This window comes from Paenibacillus sepulcri (assembly GCF_042647105.1).
GTDB lineage: Bacteria > Bacillota > Bacilli > Paenibacillales > Paenibacillaceae > Paenibacillus_Z > Paenibacillus_Z sepulcri.
On sequence record NZ_JBHRUP010000001.1, the window covers coordinates 3,008,266 to 3,028,001 of the forward strand.

At 50.4% G+C, this 19,736-nt stretch carries 15 protein-coding genes and 1 pseudogene; 2 read left to right on the plus strand and 14 right to left on the minus strand.

The features are described 5' to 3' along the window. Window positions 1-49: 49 nt before the first annotated feature. The 7 genes from ACFOLF_RS13440 to ACFOLF_RS13470 all read right to left on the minus strand — a co-directional run bounded on the left by ACFOLF_RS13440 (window position 50) and on the right by ACFOLF_RS13470 (window position 8,036). Complete coding sequence (locus tag ACFOLF_RS13440) at window positions 50-1,498, minus strand: four-carbon acid sugar kinase family protein (protein ID WP_210044630.1); 1,449 nt, start codon at window positions 1,496-1,498, stop codon at window positions 50-52. Further along, complete coding sequence (gene garR / locus ACFOLF_RS13445; RefSeq protein ID WP_210044631.1) at window positions 1,495-2,400, minus strand: 2-hydroxy-3-oxopropionate reductase; 906 nt, start codon at window positions 2,398-2,400, stop codon at window positions 1,495-1,497. The genes ACFOLF_RS13440 and garR overlap by 4 nt, the downstream gene beginning before the upstream one ends. A 21-nt stretch (window positions 2,401-2,421) precedes the next feature. Then, window positions 2,422-3,450: a sugar phosphate isomerase/epimerase family protein gene (locus ACFOLF_RS13450; protein ID WP_210044632.1), complete on the minus strand. Its 1,029-nt coding sequence runs from the start codon at window positions 3,448-3,450 to the stop codon at window positions 2,422-2,424. Window positions 3,451-3,575: 125 nt separating this feature from the next. Then, complete coding sequence (locus ACFOLF_RS13455; RefSeq protein WP_210044633.1) at window positions 3,576-4,529, minus strand: aldo/keto reductase; 954 nt, start codon at window positions 4,527-4,529, stop codon at window positions 3,576-3,578. Window positions 4,530-4,939: 410 nt separating this feature from the next. Continuing rightward, complete coding sequence (locus tag ACFOLF_RS13460) at window positions 4,940-5,455, minus strand: hypothetical protein (protein ID WP_210044634.1); 516 nt, start codon at window positions 5,453-5,455, stop codon at window positions 4,940-4,942. A gap of 209 nt (window positions 5,456-5,664) precedes the next feature. After that, the gene (locus ACFOLF_RS13465) at window positions 5,665-6,831 is read right to left on the minus strand and encodes an iron-containing alcohol dehydrogenase (protein WP_210044635.1); all 1,167 of its coding nucleotides are present in this window, start codon (window positions 6,829-6,831) and stop codon (window positions 5,665-5,667) included. Window positions 6,832-6,842: 11 nt separating this feature from the next. Next, on the minus strand, window positions 6,843-8,036 hold the full coding sequence (locus ACFOLF_RS13470; protein WP_210044636.1) for an MFS transporter: 1,194 nt from the start codon (window positions 8,034-8,036) through the stop codon (window positions 6,843-6,845). A 567-nt stretch (window positions 8,037-8,603) separates the two neighbouring features. Between ACFOLF_RS13470 and ACFOLF_RS13475 the strand changes: the two genes are divergently transcribed. Both ACFOLF_RS13475 and map read left to right on the plus strand, forming a co-directional pair. Continuing rightward, complete coding sequence (locus ACFOLF_RS13475) at window positions 8,604-9,302, plus strand: TetR/AcrR family transcriptional regulator (protein WP_210044637.1); 699 nt, start codon at window positions 8,604-8,606, stop codon at window positions 9,300-9,302. 27 nt (window positions 9,303-9,329) lie between these two features. After that, window positions 9,330-10,073 carry a type I methionyl aminopeptidase gene (map, locus tag ACFOLF_RS13480; protein ID WP_210044638.1) on the plus strand — a complete coding sequence of 248 codons (744 nt, stop codon included), beginning with the start codon at window positions 9,330-9,332 and terminating at the stop codon, window positions 10,071-10,073. A gap of 404 nt (window positions 10,074-10,477) precedes the next feature. Here the strand turns inward: map and ACFOLF_RS13485 are convergent, their stop codons facing one another. From ACFOLF_RS13485 to ACFOLF_RS13515, 7 genes and pseudogenes are all read right to left on the minus strand, one after another. Beyond that, the gene (locus ACFOLF_RS13485) at window positions 10,478-13,855 is read right to left on the minus strand and encodes a DUF4832 domain-containing protein (RefSeq protein WP_210044639.1); all 3,378 of its coding nucleotides are present in this window, start codon (window positions 13,853-13,855) and stop codon (window positions 10,478-10,480) included. A gap of 489 nt (window positions 13,856-14,344) precedes the next feature. Further along, on the minus strand, window positions 14,345-14,725 hold the full coding sequence (mutT, locus tag ACFOLF_RS13490; RefSeq protein ID WP_210044640.1) for an 8-oxo-dGTP diphosphatase MutT: 381 nt from the start codon (window positions 14,723-14,725) through the stop codon (window positions 14,345-14,347). Window positions 14,726-14,736: 11 nt separating this feature from the next. Further along, a pseudogene (locus ACFOLF_RS13495) lies at window positions 14,737-15,215 on the minus strand (DUF3427 domain-containing protein); the annotation flags it as partial. Window positions 15,216-15,404: 189 nt separating this feature from the next. Next, window positions 15,405-16,130: a DUF6339 family protein gene (locus tag ACFOLF_RS13500; protein ID WP_210044641.1), complete on the minus strand. Its 726-nt coding sequence runs from the start codon at window positions 16,128-16,130 to the stop codon at window positions 15,405-15,407. Further along, window positions 16,127-17,017 carry a hypothetical protein gene (locus tag ACFOLF_RS13505; protein ID WP_210044642.1) on the minus strand — a complete coding sequence of 297 codons (891 nt, stop codon included), beginning with the start codon at window positions 17,015-17,017 and terminating at the stop codon, window positions 16,127-16,129. The genes ACFOLF_RS13500 and ACFOLF_RS13505 overlap by 4 nt, the downstream gene beginning before the upstream one ends. Further along, window positions 17,007-18,998, minus strand: coding sequence for a hypothetical protein (locus tag ACFOLF_RS13510; RefSeq protein WP_210044643.1), 1,992 nt, complete (start codon window positions 18,996-18,998; stop codon window positions 17,007-17,009). Before ACFOLF_RS13510 ends, ACFOLF_RS13505 begins: the two co-directional genes overlap by 11 nt. A gap of 12 nt (window positions 18,999-19,010) precedes the next feature. Next, the gene (locus tag ACFOLF_RS13515) at window positions 19,011-19,244 is read right to left on the minus strand and encodes a hypothetical protein (protein WP_210044644.1); all 234 of its coding nucleotides are present in this window, start codon (window positions 19,242-19,244) and stop codon (window positions 19,011-19,013) included. Window positions 19,245-19,736: the final 492 nt, after the last annotated feature.

The following is a 19,736-nucleotide window of genomic DNA, read 5'->3' on the forward strand; positions in this document are numbered from 1 at the left end:
TCAGGCTGCCGCAGCAGTCCAAGTCCAGCTCTAATGGTTAACTCCAATTCTACTCTATCAGTTGACCATCTATCTTCCGGACCGTTTCCAGGAGCGTTCGGTCATCCCCTACGTTTCCAGGGAAGACGATATAAGGGACTCCGGAAAATTTCGCTTCTTCACCGGTCAGCCAGACCGGCACGCCCGCAGACACTTGACCGAGCACTCTCGCTTTGCGGATGTTCAATCCTTTCGTCGCGACATCGCTTGCTGTAATCCCGCCTTTTGCGATGATGAATTTGGGGATGACCTGCAGGGAGCGCACGATCTCCACGAGGGCCGCGGATACCGCCTGGCTGATTTTCAGGTTCTCCGCCTTGTTGCCCGCTGCTACGAGTTTGCGGCTGCTGTATACCGCGACATTTTGCCCCTGAGCCAGCCGCTGGTTCGCCTCGGAAATCAGCCGGCCCAATTCGCCCACCCGCTCACGAGGCTGCAAAATCCGCCCCACTTCCATTTCCAACGGGAATATGTCGGTGCCGCTCAGCAATTGCACCAGCTGGCGCGTGGTCTTCTGCACATAGGACCCGACAACAACCAACCCGCCACGGGATTCCTGTCCCTTCGCCGTCAGCCGCTCTCTTGGCAGATAGTCCAGATGCCCGATGCCCCCGTACGATTTAACGAAAGAGGCTCCGGTCCGGAAGATGAACCTTTTCCCCTGCTTCTCTGCCTGCAAGAGCGCCACGGAAAGAACATCGAGATCCTCATAGGACATGCAGTTGATGATCACCGGCACATTTCCTTCAACCCGGAGAAGAATCTCTTCTACTGCGGCGGGCCCCCGGCGAAGCTGCTCCAAGGTGATGACCGTACAATCCTCCGGCTGAATCCGTCCCTCTGTTTTTTCCGCGACCCATTCCGTCAAATCCCCATGTTCATAGCCAAAGACCTTGTCTTGGGCAAACTCGGTTTGATGAACCGGAATCAGCGTGTCACCTTCCAGAAGGAAATGGGTATTCTGATAGGTTACGCGCCCGCCCTCGAAAAAGGCCGGAACCAGCAGATGTCCATCATAAGCTTTGCCCGTTAAGCGGTGTATCTCCGAAGATAAAACATCGATCTCCAAGGGGTAATATCCGCGCAGGGTGGAGTCGCTCCGGCTGACGAAAACAAAACCCTTTCCCGTTTCATCCGCCACCTCCTGCACATGCCGGGCAATTTCGCGGTTTATTCGCTCCGCTTCGCTCGCTTCTACGCCGCGTGTATTGGTCAGGATATAAAAGACCGTCTCGGGATTATTAAACGCCTCGCGCAGCAGAGCCTTGTCCCACTTCGTCAGGACGTCAATATTATGAACGGTTTGAACGCCTGTCGGATCGTCATCCAATACAATAATCTTCCGATTGCCGGATTGATTGGCCTGCATGATTTGCTCCCGAAGATTATCCCCCTGCCATACCGGCGGCAGCTGCGAGTGGATCGTGGAATAGGACAACCCGTTACCCTCTATCCTCATTGCCGCTCCTCCGTACCGCTTACGGTGACGTTCGCCAATCTCTCATAATACTGCACGATGCCCCCATGATCATGATGGGCTTTGCCATCGACCTTTAAGGCATGGAAGATCTCCAAAAGCTGACCTGTCAGGGGCAGCGGAACACCAATTTCATGGGCGGTTTCCATCACATTGGCGATATCCTTCAAATTAATATCGATTCTTCCGCCTGCAACGAAATTCCTCTCCAGAATCAGCGGCAGCTTCGCATCCAGGACAGCGCTTCCAGCAAGTCCTCCTCTAATGGCCTGATACATTTTATTGATATCGATTCCGGCTTTTGCAGCCAGCACGAGGGCTTCGGACATGGCGGCAATATTCAAATTCACCATGACTTGATTCGCCAGCTTCGCCGTTGCGCCCGCACCGTTCCCGCCTACCAGAATCACATCTCGTCCCATCACGTTCAACACATCTTTTACATTCTCGAAAATATCCTCCCGGCCGCCCACCATAATGGCCAAGGTTCCATCTATCGCTTTCGGTTCCCCGCCGCTCACCGGCGCGTCCAGCATATGCAGGCCGCTCCCGGCCGCCTCGCCGGCAATTTCCCGGGAAGCAACGGGCGTAATCGAGCTCATGTCAATGATGACCGCTCCTGCCTTCGCTCCCTTGATAACCCCGTTATCCCCCAGCACCACTTCTCTGACATGCCCCGAGTTTGGAACCATGGTAATGATAATATCGCTGTTTTCGCCAACCTCTTGGGGAGAATCCGCCGCCGCGGCGCCGGCAAGAACCAATTGATCTATCGCTTCCTGATTAATATCATATACAGTCAACTGATAGCCTGCCTTGATCAAGTTCAGGGACATCGGCCTGCCCATAATGCCTAATCCGATAAAACCAATCCGCTTGTTCATTATGCTTCCTCCCTCAGACGATCACTTTTGCACCTTCGTACGATTCATCGCAGCCCGGATCTGTTCAAGAAACCCGCGGACTTGATCATAAGGAGGCCCGGAGAGCGCTTTGGGATGATTCGCATCCGAGTTCGCCCATATCGTCTCCAATGGAATATGGCCTCTATAACCGCTGAACCGGATTCGGGTAAAAAGCTCGTCCAAATCCGTCACGGTCTCCGTATGAAGTCCGCCGGGCAATTTCTTGACCTGGAAGTTATACGTGTAGGGGAGAACGGCTTCAATGTCATCATACCAGGCATAGCCTTCACCGGTGGGTGCTCCGAACGTTTTGTAGCAGCCCGTATCGTTAACCACACCCAGATTGGGGAGATTGGCCCACTGCAGAATCCGGATGACCTGATCGGCAGTCGAGGTGATATCTCCATGATTTTGCATACCGATCCTGATTCCCCGCTGCGCACCGTATTCGGCACACTCAATCAGAGCAGGGACAATTCTTTCCTTTGCAACCGCTTCCCAATCCGTGCTTAGAATATCTGCGGGGATTTCACCGTTGAACACACGCATGACAGGCGCCCCCATCACGACCGCCACATCCATCCAATATTTGATGCGCTCAATGTCCATAGCCCGTCTCTCGGCGCTGGGATCGGCAAAATCGTTCTTGATTCCCGTACCGCTTATTTCAAGGCCCAGCTCATCGCATAGCTTTCTAATAGTTCGGGCATATTCATAGATTTCCTCATCCGGTCTGGATGGCAGCGTGAAATTCTCATAGCCGGGGATGAAGTAGCAGGTGATATCCACCGAGTCGAAGCCCGCCTCTTTGGCATACCGAATCAGCGACATTGTATCGACGGGAGGCGCGCCATCCGTCTTGCCCTGCAGCCATGAAAACAAATTATGGCTGAAGCTGTATAAGTTAAGGCCCAGCTTGTAATCTCCTGTGTAATACGGCCCTTTATGACACTCTGTCAAATAGTGGCTGGTTGGAATTTGTTCGTATACCTTGGTTAGCGATTGTTCATTGATTTGGACGTTACTCATTGACTTGGCTCCTCTCAGGCAGGCACCTTTAGAAAAATGTAGGGCACCCGAGGGTACCCTGATTCAGGAAACTAAATCTTACTAGTTCACGCGCAATTCACACTTCTGTTCCGGCACGGTATGCTTCAAAACGGAGGCGAGTAGATAAAATCTTTGCTTATATCATCGAGCGCTTGCAGAACGTCCGCAGAGAGATCGAGGTTTACCGCGTTCAAATTCTCGTCGATTTGCGATTCACGGGTCGCGCCGGCAATGACGGTGCTTACCGCAGGCTGGTGCATCAGCCAGGCCAGCGAGAGCGCTGTTGCAGATGTTCCGATCTCCGCCGCGATCTTGGCCACCTGCTCGCCTAGCTGCACCCGTGCGGAGCTTACCCGCCCTGCAAAGTTTGGATTCTTGTCCAGCTGCGAGCCGTCTGGAACGGAGCCTCCCGAATATTTGCCGGTCAGAATTCCACCTGCCAGCGGAAAATAAGGAATGACCCCGATTCCCTGATCCACGCAGAACGGAATCAGCTCCCGCTCCACGCCGCGGTCTGCCAGCGAATAGCCGGGTTGAACCGATATATACTTGATCAGATGCTGACTTTCGCTGATCGCCAGGGATTTCATCATTTGCCACGCGGCATAATTCGAAGCCCCGACGTATCTCACTTTTCCGGATGTAACCAGATCATCCAGAGCGCGGAGCGTTTCGTCAAGCGGAGTCTTCGGATCAAAAACATGGATCTGGTACAAATCCAGGTAGTCCGTCCGCAAGCGGCGCAGGCTTTCTTCAAGTTCCTTGAAAATATGCTGACGCGAAGAACCCCTGGTGTTCGGACCTTCTCCGCGCTTGATGCCCACTTTGGTCGTAAGGATCACCTCATGGCGCCGTCCTTCGAACGCTTCGCCGATAATCTCTTCCGATTTGGTGCCTGTATAGATGTTGGCGGTATCAATAAACGAGATCCCGTTGTCAACAGCGTGATGCAGCACCCGAACCGATGTTTCCTTGTCTGCCCGTCCACCGAATGCATTCGTTCCCAATCCCAGCACCGAAACTTCCAATCCGCTTGTTCCCAAATTCCGATATCGCATACCATATTCCTCCAATCTATTCATTTTCCCGATTAGTATAGCATGGAAAGTTCTTTTACGCTGTCGAATAGAGTCAAAAGCTTGCTCCTTAAAGCCCGGTGAAAAAGACAGGCTGCGCATGGGAAACGTCTTTTCGATATTTTGCAATTGCTACAAGCAAGCTAGTGCGTTGTCATTTGTCGAGGAAGCTGTTGTGTTTTTTTGTCTTATTGAACGAGCTTTGCGCCCCGAACCATCGCGGGAATAACGCGAAGCCAGCCGGCTATCTATTCGTAAGAATGCCATTTTTCCCCTCTCTTGATAATTAGACTAAGGTCCTTTTCTTTGTTAGAAATTGTCGTAAAATAAACGTTTTAGTCACACGACATAAAAAGCCACTCTGTATGAGCGGCCCCAATTATACGTATGCGTTATTTTTTAACAGGCACCTCATTTATCCAAAATACATAGTTTTTTTCCTTACTGAAGTCCTGCTCTGCTGGTTCAATCCAAAAGTAAGCTGTTTTGCCAGGCCTTATTGTTATCGGACTAGCGGGACCATCATTTGGGCCAAGTGATTTTTTATAAACATATTGACCTTCTTTGTCGGGTTCAACCAATAAATCCCCCAATCGTCCATCAGGCAATTGATAATAATCAACTGAAGCAATGTCCATATCATATTGTAGGCCAGACGGAGAATACAGCCATGGTTCGATTGCAATATCATGATCTGTATTGTTCGTCCATATAAATGAATCGACATCCCAATAAAAACCAAGATAACCCATAAAGAATTCATTCGACTTAATATGATACCCATAACCAATAAAGTAATGAACATCTGTCGTTTCGAGAGTTGAAGCAGGAGCTGCAGATACTGACTGTGAAGCAAAGAGTATTGATACAACTATAGCCATTGCAATGATAGATTTCCGAATCCGCATAAATGAATCCCTCCAATTTTTTCGAGATAGCGATTCGTATCCATCATGCCATGGTTCCCTCATTTTGCCAATACTTTATTACCCGAGCCCTGATCATGCAACTGGCGTTTTTAGTGAAGGCGGCATATTCCGGTGTCCTGCTTTCTTAATCGCCGCCAGCGCCGCGGATGCTTTCCAGTTTAAGATCGCTACCCGCTAATTCCGATCACTCAAATCACATCATCGTAGGCTTGCTCAAGAATATGCAGGTAGTCCCCGGCGCCAATCGGGCGGATATTGCTGGGCGTTGAATTATTCTGCACAGCCAGCTCGACGATTCGGGGAAAATCCTCTCTCCGCACGCCCGGCAGGTCCTTCAGCTTCGGAATTTCGAGCTTAGCCGTAAACTCCCGGATTCCGGCAATCATTTTATCAATGGCGGCCTCGTCATTATCCGACTCTGCGGCAAACCTCATGATACGCGCCAGCGAGGCATGGATCGGCTTCTCTTCCTGCGTGTTGAACTTCAGCACATACGGCAAAAATACCGCGTTCGCCACCCCATGAGGGGTATCGTACAATCCGCCAAGCGCCTCGGCCAGGCAGTGGACAGCCGCAACATCGCTGGAGCCAAAGGACAATCCCGCGAGCAGACTGCCCTCCAGCATGCTATAACGGGCCTGTTCATGTGCCGGATCGCTGAAGGCGGTCGGCAGAGCAGCAACAATCGTCTGCATCGCCCTTGCGCCAAGCGCCTGCGAGATCGGATTGGTCACTTTGCATGTATAGCCTTCAATCGCATGAACCAAGGCATCAACACCCGTTGCCGCAGTGACGGACTTCGGCACAGTGAAGGTCAATTGCGGATCAAGAACCGCAAGCAGCGGCCGCAGCGAGGCATGCTTAAGCGTGAGCTTGCGATGCGTGGAAGACTCGGTAATGACCGAGGAACGCGTCACTTCCGATCCGGTGCCTGCCGTGGTCGGGATACAGATGATCGGGGCGATATTGGTGTAAGCCCGTCTTCCCTCACAATAGTCAACCGGGGTGCCTCCATTCGGACCCAGCAGGGCAATCGCTTTGGCCGTATCCATCGCGCTCCCGCCGCCAATGGCAACGACAGCATCCATGCCCTGCTCAGCGAACAGCCTGGCCCCGGCAAGACATTCCGTATCCCTTGGATTTTGCGAGAGGGAATCGAACAGAACAACCCGGTATCCTGACGCTTCCAGCGCATTTTGAATCGGTGCGGATAATCCCGCCCTCACGACGCCCGGATCACTGACCAGCAGAATGGATGAACCGATCTGCAAGGATTGCAGCAGCTCGGGCAGCTGGCCGGATTTGCCCATCCCCATCTCGATTCTCGTATTACAATAGTAGCTATAATCCGTCATCAATGCTTCCCCTATCCTTCTAAAGCTTTGATCATCGAGCCTCTCGCTTTCTCCCGGTACAGCACAATTCCGATCATGAGCAAGGATAGAGCTACCAGAGCGCTCGGTATGAAGAAAATGTCCGGCGTTATGCCCTCAATGAACAACGGCAGGAAATATCCAATGAGAGACGCCGTCTGTGAGATGAACACGTACAAGCTTGCCCCGAAGCCTGTCCGGCTTAGGAACATCCGCTGCACATATCCCATGGCCACCCCGTACAGAATGGATACGAAGAATGAATAGAGCGGCTGTACGGCAAAGAAAACAGGAAGCGCGGAGCTGCCCGTATAAATCAAATAAGTGGCGAGCGCGAAGCAGCCGCCGACAAAAATAATTTTCTTACTGCCGTACCGTGCCGCCCAATATCCGCCCAGTGTCATGAACAACAGCTCGAATACCGCCTGTGCGCTCCATATGTAGGACATGATCTCCGGCTTGCCGAACAGCTTGAGTACGACAAGCTGCAAATATAATCCGCGGATGGCATCGGCGCAGGAGAGCATCAATAGGGCAATCAGCATAATCAGGGAGAACGGTTCTCCCTTGACCACATGTTTTACTCCCGGTTCTTCTGTCGTTTCCTTAAACAACAGCAGCAGAACCACCAGACACACATAGCCTGCCAAATTGCCCCACAGCACGCCTTTAAACGTGGCAATGAGGAAGATGTTCGCTCCGAGCAGCAGCCCCGCAAAAAATCCAACGCTGTAGGAGGCCCGAAGCCACAACTGGGCCATCTCCACAATGTCGCCGGCAGTGCGGGAGAAATGATTGCGGGCCATGCCAAAAAGCTGCCCCATGATCAATCCCGATGGTGCGACCGTAATCGTCATGCCGATGAGCGCACTCCGGAAGTCCGTGGCGTTCATATAGATGAACAGCCCGATCATGCACAGGAAAGCCGCCAATACCGGGAGCCGCTTCTTGTTCTTCAGACGGTCGCTGATCCAGCCGACTGTAATGGTGATAGCCATGTTGCAGAACAGGGATACCGCGAAGACGGCAACGATCTGTACTTTGGAAAGCCCGATGCTCTCGTCAAGATATACAGCGTTCATGGGAGCCAAAATGCCGGTTCCTATACCGTAGAGAAACAACATGGTGAGCAGCGTCCCCGCTCCGGGGATCACAACAAACTTGCGGACGTCACGAATGATTTGCATGGATACCTCTCGTTATTCCTGTCATATCTATTACAATACCATAGATTCATACAGCTGCATCTGTTGATTTATAGAGCTGACAATGGGAACTAGTAGAAAGATCCTGAAATAACGTGCTTAAGCCCCAGCCCGAGGATTAACGGGAATTCCGGCTCAAAACCGATATCGGTGCTTGACCAGAGGAGTAGATGCGAGTGCATAAAAGCGGGCGAAAAATCTAATGGTTGTGAGCGACACTTTTTGGGTGAAAATAGAGATTTACAAAATGTAACGGTTGCCAGCGGGCCTATTTCCCCTTTTTTCGTAGGCAGAGGGGCTGTTTCGTCCAAATAAGCGCGCATACAACCGTTAGAGAAGAAACCTCCGTTTTTTGGGCCGATTAAGCGCTATGACAACCGTTAGCTTAGCAATGTTCCAAACAGGTCACTCGTTCGAGGCTAACCCGTTGGTCAAGCACCGATTTCCAGGTTGAGCCGGAAATTCTCCAGCTGATCTCTTGTTATTCGCAAGCCGATGTTTTATATTGACATAATAGTAGGTCAAAAATAAAAGAGGTGAACGGACGAGATGACTCCACGCACGAAGGAACAAAACGAAGATATCCGGCTGCGGCGTCTGGCGCAAATCCGTAAAGCCGCTGCCGATGTGTTTTTGAATAAAGGGCCTTTACTGGAAATCCGCGATGTGGCCGCGCAGGCGGGACTCGGCTATGGCACGGTATACCATTATTACAGCAATAAGGGCGATTTGCTCCACGATCTGTTATGGGATGCGTTGGAGCGGGCCGGGGAATGGCTGGAGGCCCCGCTGGAGGTCCCGCGCGCTTCGGCTTCGGGGGAGGTGCCGGCGGGCGGGCATTTCGGCTTGGCTGCTGCGGCGGACACCGGGAACTCGGCTGCCGCGGATTCCCGAAGCGGAAGCCGCGAAACGGCCGCTGCCGCAGAGCTTGGCCCCGCCGCCGCCGCCGCCCGGCTGCTGCAGCTTTGGGCGGAGGACCACGCCCTGTACCTGCTGCATAAGCTGGCCGGTGAGGGCTTTGCCTCGCTGCCTGAAGCTCGCTCGACCCCGCTCTCGGACGCCTTTCGCAGGGAGGTGCTCGCGCCGCTTGCCGCGCTGCTGGAAACCGGGCGTGCGGCGGAGCCGCCGTATCGGCTACAGCGCGCGGAAATGCTGCTGGCCGCCTTGGTCGGCTGCGCCTCGCTTTCGCTTCGCCGCGGAAAGCTGCACGAGGAGGCCAGGGATATCGTCCGGTTTTTAAAATTATAGAATTAATAAGGAGCGAATAAACAAAAGATGATCATTTTAAAATCACCTAGGGAAATCGAAGAGATGAAGCCTGCGAGCCAAATCGTTGCGGACTGCTACCGCGAGGTGGCCAAACTGATCAAGCCTGGGATCACCACCCGGGAAATCAATGACTTTGTTGCCAGACACATCACCAAGCTGGGCGGCAAGCAGTTTACGAAAGGGTACAACGGTTTCCCCGCCGAAACCTGCACTTCGGTCAACGATGTGGTGGCCCACGGCATTCCTTCGAACCGGGCGCTTATGGACGGCGACTTGCTGAAGCTCGACATCGTCGTGGAATACGGCGGATGGTTCGGCGATTCGTGCTGGTGCTATGCGGTGGGCAATATCCGGCCGGAGGCGCAAAAATTAATGAAGGTGACAAAGGAATGCTTGGATCTGGGGATCGCCCGGGCGCTCCCCGGGGGCCGGCTCGGGGACATAACGTCGGCGATTCAACAGCATGCGGAAGCGAACGGGTTTTCGGTCGTACGCGATCTGCTGGCGCACGGGATCGGGCGGAGCCTGCACGAGGAGCCGAACTACGAGCATATCGGCGTAGCCGGCAAAGGCATTCGGTTAAAGGAAGGCATGGTGTTTACGATTGAACCGATGGTCAACGAAGGTACGTTCCGTATCACGATCGACGACGATCAGTGGACGGCGAGAACGGCCGACGGCAAGTTGTCGGCGCAATATGAGCATACGATCGCAATCACGCCGGACAGACCGCTGATTTTAACTGCCTAATAAGAATAGAGGCGAAAACGGACAGGAATGCGTCATTTTAGGAAATAAGTCGCCAACCCGGCCTGCTTGGCCTGACGAAAGTTCGTAATCCGAAACGACGAAAAGCGCTGAGCCCAGCCTGGGACCAGGGAAGCTTTTTTTACATGGTTTGCAACTTTACAGATTTACGAAAAAGCGCGTTGTTATGCGGTTTTTTATTATGAATTTGGTATCAAATTTGTAACCTTTATGGAAAAGGGTGTAAAAGTCGAACGAATCTTAGTGCACAATTCATCCACGCTTTTGCCTGATGCCGATCTGGAATGATAGAGGCTTTACTTGACGACAAACGGGCCGTTGTCCCGGGGTTCGGGTCAACGGCCATTCTTTATCGGATATTTATAAGTCAATGCTCACAAGGACGATCAACGGGTTGCCTGGAAGGAATCCAGCGTTGTCCAGCCGTCCTTTCTTGCGCCTTCAACAGCCAAGCTAACGCCCGGAAGTCCGGTGTCCGGATCGAGAATTGCGATGGCCAATGTGTATTTTCCCGGATGCAGATTACGCGGCAGTGTATAGCTGACATTAACATCGCGACGACCCGGGAGCCATTCGGTCACGTCCTCCGACCCCACTCGCTGAATGCTGCCCGATACCAGCTTTCCTTTGGAATCGACAAGCGCGAGCGCAAGCGGCCATTCAAAGTAAAACGGAGCCACTCCCTTGTTGTTCCATTTCATGCGGATTCCCAAGGATTTACCGGCCTTGGCTTTCTTGTCATGAGCGACCGATTCAAGCACAAACCTGTACCCCATGGTGTTATGCATCAAATCGATATTGGCTTGTTGGCCTTCCGTTATGTCCTCGCCAAGCTGATACCTGGCTGGTGAAGAAGGTCCCAACCAGGAGGTATGGCTTGCCCTTGTTTCACGCAATGTCTCCATGATTGTATCATCGCCCAGGGACAATAACGGATTTCCGTTATAAAATTCCCCGCCGGAATAACCGTGTTTCCAGAAATCCGGCATCTTCGATGCGGCTTGCACAGCAGCCGGATCTTCGCCTTCCTCCACATACGGAGCGATCTCATTCCAGCCGTCGACGGTCCAATTCACCCAGGTGTCGGTTGCCCCTTTGCTGCCGAACACATCGTTGAACAGTCCAAGCTGATTGGAGGCGGCGATTGGGTATGGCTTTCGCATGCCGATTTTCTTATGAGGGAACGCGTCGATGTATTGCTGCACATATTGATCCGACACCTTCACGCTCGGAAATTTACCGGATACTTCTTCCGGCCAGTTGTGAAATTCCCCCCAATGGCCGAGACTCCCAATCACAATAAATGCGATAGTCGGGTCATTATCGTAGCGTTTGCCCCATTCCTGGAGAACCCGTCCATGCTCTTGAATGAGCAGCGGACTGCTGTAGTTTGGCGCAAACCCTTTACCGACCACAGAAGACGGAGTATCGTACCATTTGCCGGCGCCGCTCTCGCCTTCCGCTTGAACCAATTCGTCATACAGCCATTGCGGAATATCCATCTCCGGATCGTTGCCGGGATCGTCCAGCACGAGTCTTAGTATCAACCGGTCGCCCTCGGCGCGCCACTTGGCGAATTGGAACTTTTGCTCCACCCCGACCCAATCGAAGGTGCCTTTCACCGGTTCCAAATCCCGCCAGTTAATGTTCGCGTACACGAGCTTGTGTGGCTGTGGCAGGGGCTCCGAAGTATCGCCCCATCCGGCCCAGCCCATGAAGGGGTTATCCAGGACATCGAAACGCTCCTGTGGCACAAAGTCATCGTTATGCTTCTTGACCGGTATCTCCTCTTTAAGGGCAAGAGAGTGGCCTCCCGCTGCGGGAAGATGATAGACTTCCTTGCCGGTATAGCCCATTTTCAAAGGCTTGGCACTTTTTCTTCCAATTTGATCCTGATAGAAGTAAATAAGAGCGTAGCTGTCGTTTATCTCCGCACGCACGGGACCGGCGTCGTTCCATTGCCCGTTCTTCTTGTTGTACAGGTACAGCTTGTTATACATGATTTTGGCGTCTGCCCCCAGATCATCCCAGCCTGTTCCGCGGAAGCCTGTTGCAGCGTTATTGTCGGTATCCAGATAAAACATGTTCCGGGTATCCACGGCATCGTTGTCAATGAGCAGGTAAACCTTGGAATCATCCTGAGCCACTTTTGCTTCCAGGGATTCACCCGTTCCGGCAACTGAATTATCAATGGATGCCCAATCGCTTGCCTCGCCGTCGATCACGATCGGCGCGCCGCTGCCGCCGGAAGCCAGAGCATACTCGCCATCGGAAGATTTGGACGGCGCATAGTTCTCACCGACGCCTATCGCCACACGCATCGATTTGCCGGCATTGGGATATGCGGACAGGTCGGCGTGAGCTTCCAGGCTACGGAATCCTGAAGCGTCAGCCGTATCCGACACTTTCCAGTCCACCTGACCGATCTCTTCCCATGTCCAGCCTGGGCCGGCGCTGCGAAGCAGCTTGCCGTTCTGAATCAGATAGTCGGCCCCGGTGCGTTTGAACTCCCAGCCGAGGTATCCGGTATCCGGATCATTATCGCTATTAATGAATACGTTCGTTTCCACATCGAAGGATGTGGCCTGGGCCAATACATACAATTGCTGGTCCTTCACAAACGCCTTCATCGCGGAGACAGATGCTTCCCCCTGGGCCGTCACAGGCAGTAAACTCCACTCTTCGGAGCTGCCGTCCACCGTTATTTTGGGAATCGGAGGGGCCACAAGCGGGGCCAGAAGAGTTCTGTCCGGTACCGTGATGTCATTGGACGTAAAACCAATCGAGAATGCCTTGGGCCCTGTCAATCCGATATTCGTAAACGGAATGCGGTACTCCACCGTCTTGATCCCGTTCTCATCCTTCTGCTTGTACTCCAGAACCGCGTCGTTGACTGGCGCCCAGTTCCAGCCTGCTCCTGTGCTTTGGAACAGCGCACCGTTCTCAATCAGCCAATTGCCGCCAAATTCAGGCCATCCCACGTCGGTGTATCCGGTGTCCGCACTGCGGTCGGTATCCAGATAAATGTCGTTGAATTCCGCCATGTTGCCTGTCACCAGCAGCACCAGACTATTGGCATCTTCTGCCGCGTACAGCGAAGTTAGGCCGTCAGCGGACATGGCGGCTGGCTCTACACCCGACCAATCCGATGCATCCGCATCGACCGTCACGTTCACATCCGGTCCGAACACGTTGCCGGACGGCGGCGGAACAGTCAGCATCAGTTTCCCTGGAGCCGGCAAGTATTGATCGCCTGCCAAGGCGAAGCCTACCCTTATATTAGCGGGTACTCCATCGCCCAGAACGCTCAATTCAGCCTCTGTTTCCAAGACATCGCCTTTTACAGTTTGCTGAACCGTTCCGACCTCATTCCAGCTCCCGTCAACGGCACGCCATATCTTTCCTTCCGAAATTTTCGCATCGATTCCGAAGCTGTTGTTCCATATCGAAACGGCCGATCCGGTCTTGTCGTTGCCATCCGTATCGATATACCAGACGCTCTGGCCCTCCAATCCGGGCCCTTGCACCAGCAATTGCAGCTTTCCATCCTGTTGTACAGCTTTAATCTCTTGCAAGGATTGCGTTAAACTCGTGGAAGCATGAGGCACGCCTGCCCATTGTTCCGGTCTTCCCTCAAAACCTGTACCAGCTCCGGCCGAAGCATCGGGGGCTTGCGCCCAAACTCCTGTAACAGCCAGAGAAGACACGAGAACAGCCGCTAATGTTGAGCCTAGCCACCGCCGTACGTGGATCGTTGTGAACATTGTCATAGCCTCCCTTAACCTCCCATTCGATGTAAGCGTACTCAATTCTGCGAATCGACAAACGTTGGCTTGCTCTAGCTGTCTTCTACTTATGTAAGTGTCCTCGCCTGTTGGTGTTATTTGTTATTGGGTGGGTAGTGAATATCTATTAGAGCGTATCTCCTCCTTCCGGATTTGCGTGCTGCTTGGCGGGAACGGCTTATGGGAATTCCATGCCTCCGACGCTGGCAATAACCAAATCCATACGCTTGGCCTTGCTGCTGCTTCAACTCGTTTGTGCAAATTGTTAATATTTGCAGCAAATTCTGTTCTCAATTTACGCAATTTTCCGCAAATTGTCAACGATTAATTTGCGCAAAACTTCCGACTTAATTGAATATTTGCCGCAAATAATGATTGCCGCGCATACCCATGACTGTGAAGACAAATAAAAGCTGGACAAAAGGCTATGTGATAGCCCCAAGTCCAGCTCTTATCGTTCATCCCATTCTACTCTGACAGCTTCTTAACAAACTTAATATCCGCGGGGGCAAAAGTAAACTCCTGCAGTTGGCTAGGTATCACCCAGTAATACTCGTCGTGATCCACAAGCCGGATCTCCCCGCTCACGAGCCTCGCCCGATAAGCTATCAACCGGATATGCGTCTGACCATACCAATGTTCATTCTCGTTAAAATACAAATACGGCTCAATCTCAATATTCATCTCTTCCCGAAGCTCCCGCCTTAGGCACTCCTCGGCGCTCTCATCAAGCTCCAGCTTCCCGCCCGGAAACTCCCACAGGCCCTCCTGGGATTTCCCCTGCTTCCTTCTGGCTATCATGATCTGGCCATGTTCATTCTCAATAATCGCTGCGGCTACTCTGATCATATGCTCACGTCCTATACAATAACCTTGTTTGCTGCCGGGACCAAGGATGGCGGCATTTCTTCCTTCAAGCGCCATACGAAGCTCATCGGTTTATGGCCTTCATGCTTCACATATTCAGCTTCACCCAGGAATATAAAAGGCGACGTATAGTTATTCTCGTCCTTGTATTCGCGAACGAATAAGACGATGCGGTTCCCGGTCTGCCGATGATGGATATACCTCTGCGCGGTGTTGGTTTCTTCGCCAATCCGGCTTTGCGTCTGCCAGTGGAACAAGCGCTCATTGACCGCATAATCCTCATACAGCGTGGAAGGCGAGAAATCCTTGTCCGATTTGTTCAAGGTAATGAAGAAAATGTCCGTCTTCTTATCCTCGAAGTACTTAACTCCTCGCGGAAAGCCGGGGCCTTCTCCCCATTCCAGAACCCGAAAGCCGCCAGAATCTGATCCGTAGAGTACTTGCAATGGACATCCAGCGGACATGAATAAGGAAGGAGAGGGTGGCTTAATACTTTGAGAATCAATTAGAACAGGTGCATACTTGTTGATATAAATTGTCAACAAATCAAATCAATAAGGTTGAATATACAGGAGTAGAAAACAGTCTCCTCATTCGAAATAAGATTGTAATGCCGAAATGGGCTTTGCCCTGTCCGACATTAAAAATATTCTTTTCCGCATTATGATATTTGCTTAATTCGTTTCACCAATATTTTTTCGATTTCTCCCGTATCCAATGTATCTAAAAGCGTAACACCACCGATATTGTTCAGATGCTGGAGTAAAGGGCGGTAGATCTTCCGATTGTTTATCGGTTTTCCCTTGCGCTCCATCTCAGCGATCACATTAATGATCCCGCGGGTTACGTTTGGATTCCAGGACAAACTGCGTTCAAGCACGTTATGTGCGAGGTCTTGCCTGGAAACCAGATACTTGGTCAGCTCAAATCGGTCCTTACGGTTCTCATCGTAAGTGAGATAGCCGAACCACCATAGTCTGGCAATGCCATTACGTGTTTCGGGTTTGTTTTTGATAAAGAAACGATCATAAGGATCTTTTGCTCTGAAGATTGTACGTTCGGGAGGCCATCTCTCCTTCATATACTGCCAGCATGTGAAATGAGTCAGATAAGCCCAGAAACCTTCTTCTACGGCTTGTGCCGGCGTTAAATCCTGCAGAGCTGTGTAGATATGAGTCGCGTTTTCGACATCGAAATTTTGACGACTACTGACGGGCATCTTGAGGTTAATATCTTCTCTAAGCGGCACCCGGGACGGAGCTGCCCATGAATCATGCCCGAAGTATTCGCTCAGCCAAGGTTTATCTTTTTGATACCACTCCGCATTGTGTAGTAGGTTGTGTTTTAATTGGCTGAGTGCGGTTTCTTTAATGAAGAATGTTTTCATGCCGTAACCTCGCCTTCTTCGGAAGTGGTTTCTGTAGCCAAAAGTCTGGATAGCGAGAGAGTCAGCGGATCGCCTATTAGCTCCTGTGCGATGGCAACAACGCCTTTTTCATACTCCTCTAGCTTGCTCATGTCGTAATTTTTTGCTTTCATCCGTGCTTTGAGCGATTTATACCAACGTTTATCTTCATAGAGCACAAAATCACCATAGCTGTTCTTAATCTTCTCAAGCAGGGAACTGAGTACTGGGGTAATAATGAGGGCGGCAAGGACATATTCATAACCGCCTGCACGCCTCATTCCGTTATAATTGTCGAAGTTTTCCCGGGATAATCTTATGACGATTTTGTCTTCGGAATAAAGATAGTCAAGTGCAGGAGCTTTTCTATCATCATTTCTGATTACCTGAAAGATGGAGGATATATGCCCGACAGGCTGGATTTTTTTGATTGCATGGAACTCTTTTTCCAGCGCGATAGCAAGTATATCGCCTTTGATAACCTTGAAGCTGAATCCTTCATAGTCCGTGTGGAAATTTGTGTTGCTGTAGTGGTCCATAGTAGCATTGGCTAAAATGAAAAACCTGATAACTACTCTTCCGTTAACGAAATCTCCTGGGATATCCACAGTAAACTGCTCGTCAGTTGTGGTGAGCATATTACGATATCGCGTCTCAGAGCACTCGAAATGAGCCGCATAGAATGCTTGTTGCGAAGAGACTAAAGCCCTGAGTTCGTCATTATTCGTTGAAAAGTGAATCTTGAAGCTGTAGCTACCAGCACCACTTGAAGATACCGATTCCATTACTGCAATAAATTCACTTTCTGTAAAGTTATCGTTCAGGTGATACAGTACAGGGTGCGGAAAATGCCTTGAATTAAGCTTCATGAATAGAAACCTCCAGAGCATAACGGTATTTGTCTTTCAGTTCGATTTGTAGCAGGCTCTTTTCGCCTGCTTTCATGGTAATCGGTCCTATAATTCCGTCTGCACGGACTGGAACCTTTGCTCCGTTGCTCTTCATGACCGCCGACTGGATTTCAGCCGCATCTGCTTCATCTTCTCCCACGATACCAATTTTGAGCATCACTTCGCCATCCCCGTCCGGGATAACCGAGACTTGATAAGTTCCTGTGTCGGGGTTTGTACAGAATGCCCGGGATTCTTTCAACTTAACAGGCTTTCTTTGGCTTACCTGCTGGCTTCTGAATCCTGCAGGGTTATCCGCGGGGGCCTGTCCTGGATTTGGTGCATTACCCAGCCTGCTACCGGGCTTGTCATTAGGCTTTGGTTCTCCTTCTTCCGGACGGTCTTCACCATCAGGCCACTCAGAGCTCGGCTTTTCACCGGGTCTCGGTTCTCCTTCATCTGGGCGATCTTCACCGTCTGGTCGCTCAGAGCCCGGCTTGTTTTTCTCATCCGCAACAGACGACTCAAAACCGGTTGCCACTTCCTGCACGGCGTAGGAGACAGGATCTAACGGTTTACGGACAATGTCCTTAATGTTAACCGGCAAGGGGTCCGTCTTTTCGCCGTCGGAACCGCCTGCTGCATCTGGTGCTTGTTCCTGATCTTCATCTGGAAGAAACTGATTCATCAGGTCGACATCCAGTGCCTCGGATGTTTCTAGTGAAAGCAGTTTATTCACGTTTTCGTTGATCCATTTGAAAATTGCATCTTTAACTTTTTTCGCAAGTTTCGGATCTACCTCGTAAAGGTCAGGGACCCAGTTGCGGTGATCCGGGGGTTCCATCCCACGAAGTATTTCATTGAGTCTACCGCCTTCGGCAACAAAAATGCCGGCAAACTTAATCGGGATTTGAAAACCTCCCTTGTCGAATATCTTCATCCCTGTTTTCCGGACCATTGCTACTCTCTTGGGGAATTCTTTTCCCTCGAGAAGGTGGAGGCGCACTTGGCCCATATTCATAATGTCATTCTTGATGACTAAGGGGGAGCTCAAAGCTTTGTAGTAATGATACGCATAGTATTTGGCATTCCCCTTTAAGTGCTTTTCCAGGAGATAAGGAAGCGAATTCGCATCGATCAGCGTATCTTCAACCTTTACTACCAGTCGGTTATCTGCGATCGCCAGGAAAAAGTTCTCCAGAACGGAATTAATAACTTCTTCGATCCAGTCGAGTTCATAGGAAAACCCCGCGATATATAGATCAGTTCCCGGTTCATTTCGGTTGTATAAGGGTGGCAGTTCGGAAAGGCATAGAGGAAGATTATCCTGCGCATTGTGGTACCATCCCGTGCCTCTCGTTAATTCCCCTTGTTCATTTCGATGCGAGACGAGCATCGATACCCCTTGGAAGGCAGTTACATTTTCTTTTTCAGAAAGAGTTCCGTAAAATACACAATGTAGATCGGAACAAGCGAAGGGAGCATGCTTGCCGATTCCGTATGAACCGCCGTCACCACTCGGCTTATTAGAGACCCCCGTTGATTTTACAAGCGAATCCCAGTCACCGTCCTCGATAGTTGAACCATCAACTCCTTTTGTGCCGTAGTCGCTGATTTTCAGCATCTTGATTTCGGCACCAGCGATGGTCTGCAGTGATTTTTCGAAGAATCTTAATGCTTTTGCGTTATTAAGACAAGCTGCCTTACATTGTTCCAGAATGCATTCAAACTCATCTCTTCTCGGAAATTCTGAGGCAGGCAGAGTGTGCATTTTGAATTCAACCCTAACTGGCCCATCAATATTTGGGTTCTTGGCATCTGTTGAATTTTGTATGGTTTCCCGGGCTAAAGAGTCCCATTTTGAGGTTTTAAAATGATACATCCCCGGGTTATTAAAGCCGTCTTTTGAACCGCCATTATTCAAAGGAAAGTTCCAGTTCACTGATGAATTGTAGGCCACGATTTTTTCCTCCTATCGATTTTTTTTGAAAGAGAATGAATACTGCTCTGAAGATGATTCTTCTTTAAAGCGACCCTTTAAAGACCGCAGTTCTAGATCCAAAGTATCCAGAATTTGTTTCACATGCTCGTCTGTGTAATCATAGTTGTTTTTGTTAGCGAGGTTACCTATCAAACGCAACTTATGAATGACATCAGTTACTCTTTTTTCAGCGAGCCTTTCGAAGCGTTCTCTTTTTTCTTCCAAGGACTGTTCCTCCTACCAAGTTTCCTTTTCCTTACTATAATTCCATATCGATTTATAGTCAATATATTTATAAAATATAGTACTATATATTAAAAATGTAGTTAATTTTTATTGCGTATGATTCATTAGATAAAATTAAAAAAGGGATATTCATTTTCAATGTAAATTAGGTTAATTATTATTCAAATATATTTAATATAGAGCAATAATCTTTAAAAGGCTAAACAGACTGCCGTAGTAATTCGGCAGTCTGTTTAGCCTCTGAGCAGAGAGGGGGAAGACATTTTAACCGACACTTCGGTAATGAGTCCCCCAGCGTTCTCATATTGGAAGTCAGTGTCATTTATATTCAGAAGTGCCCACGAAAATGTGTAGGAATTCTTGCATATGATCGACAAAGGATTGTAAACGTTCTTGTTCATATTGAAAGGACAGTTGCTTTCCCATTTCGCCAAGTGTATTATTCCTATTTTTCAATTAGGGCCATCCATT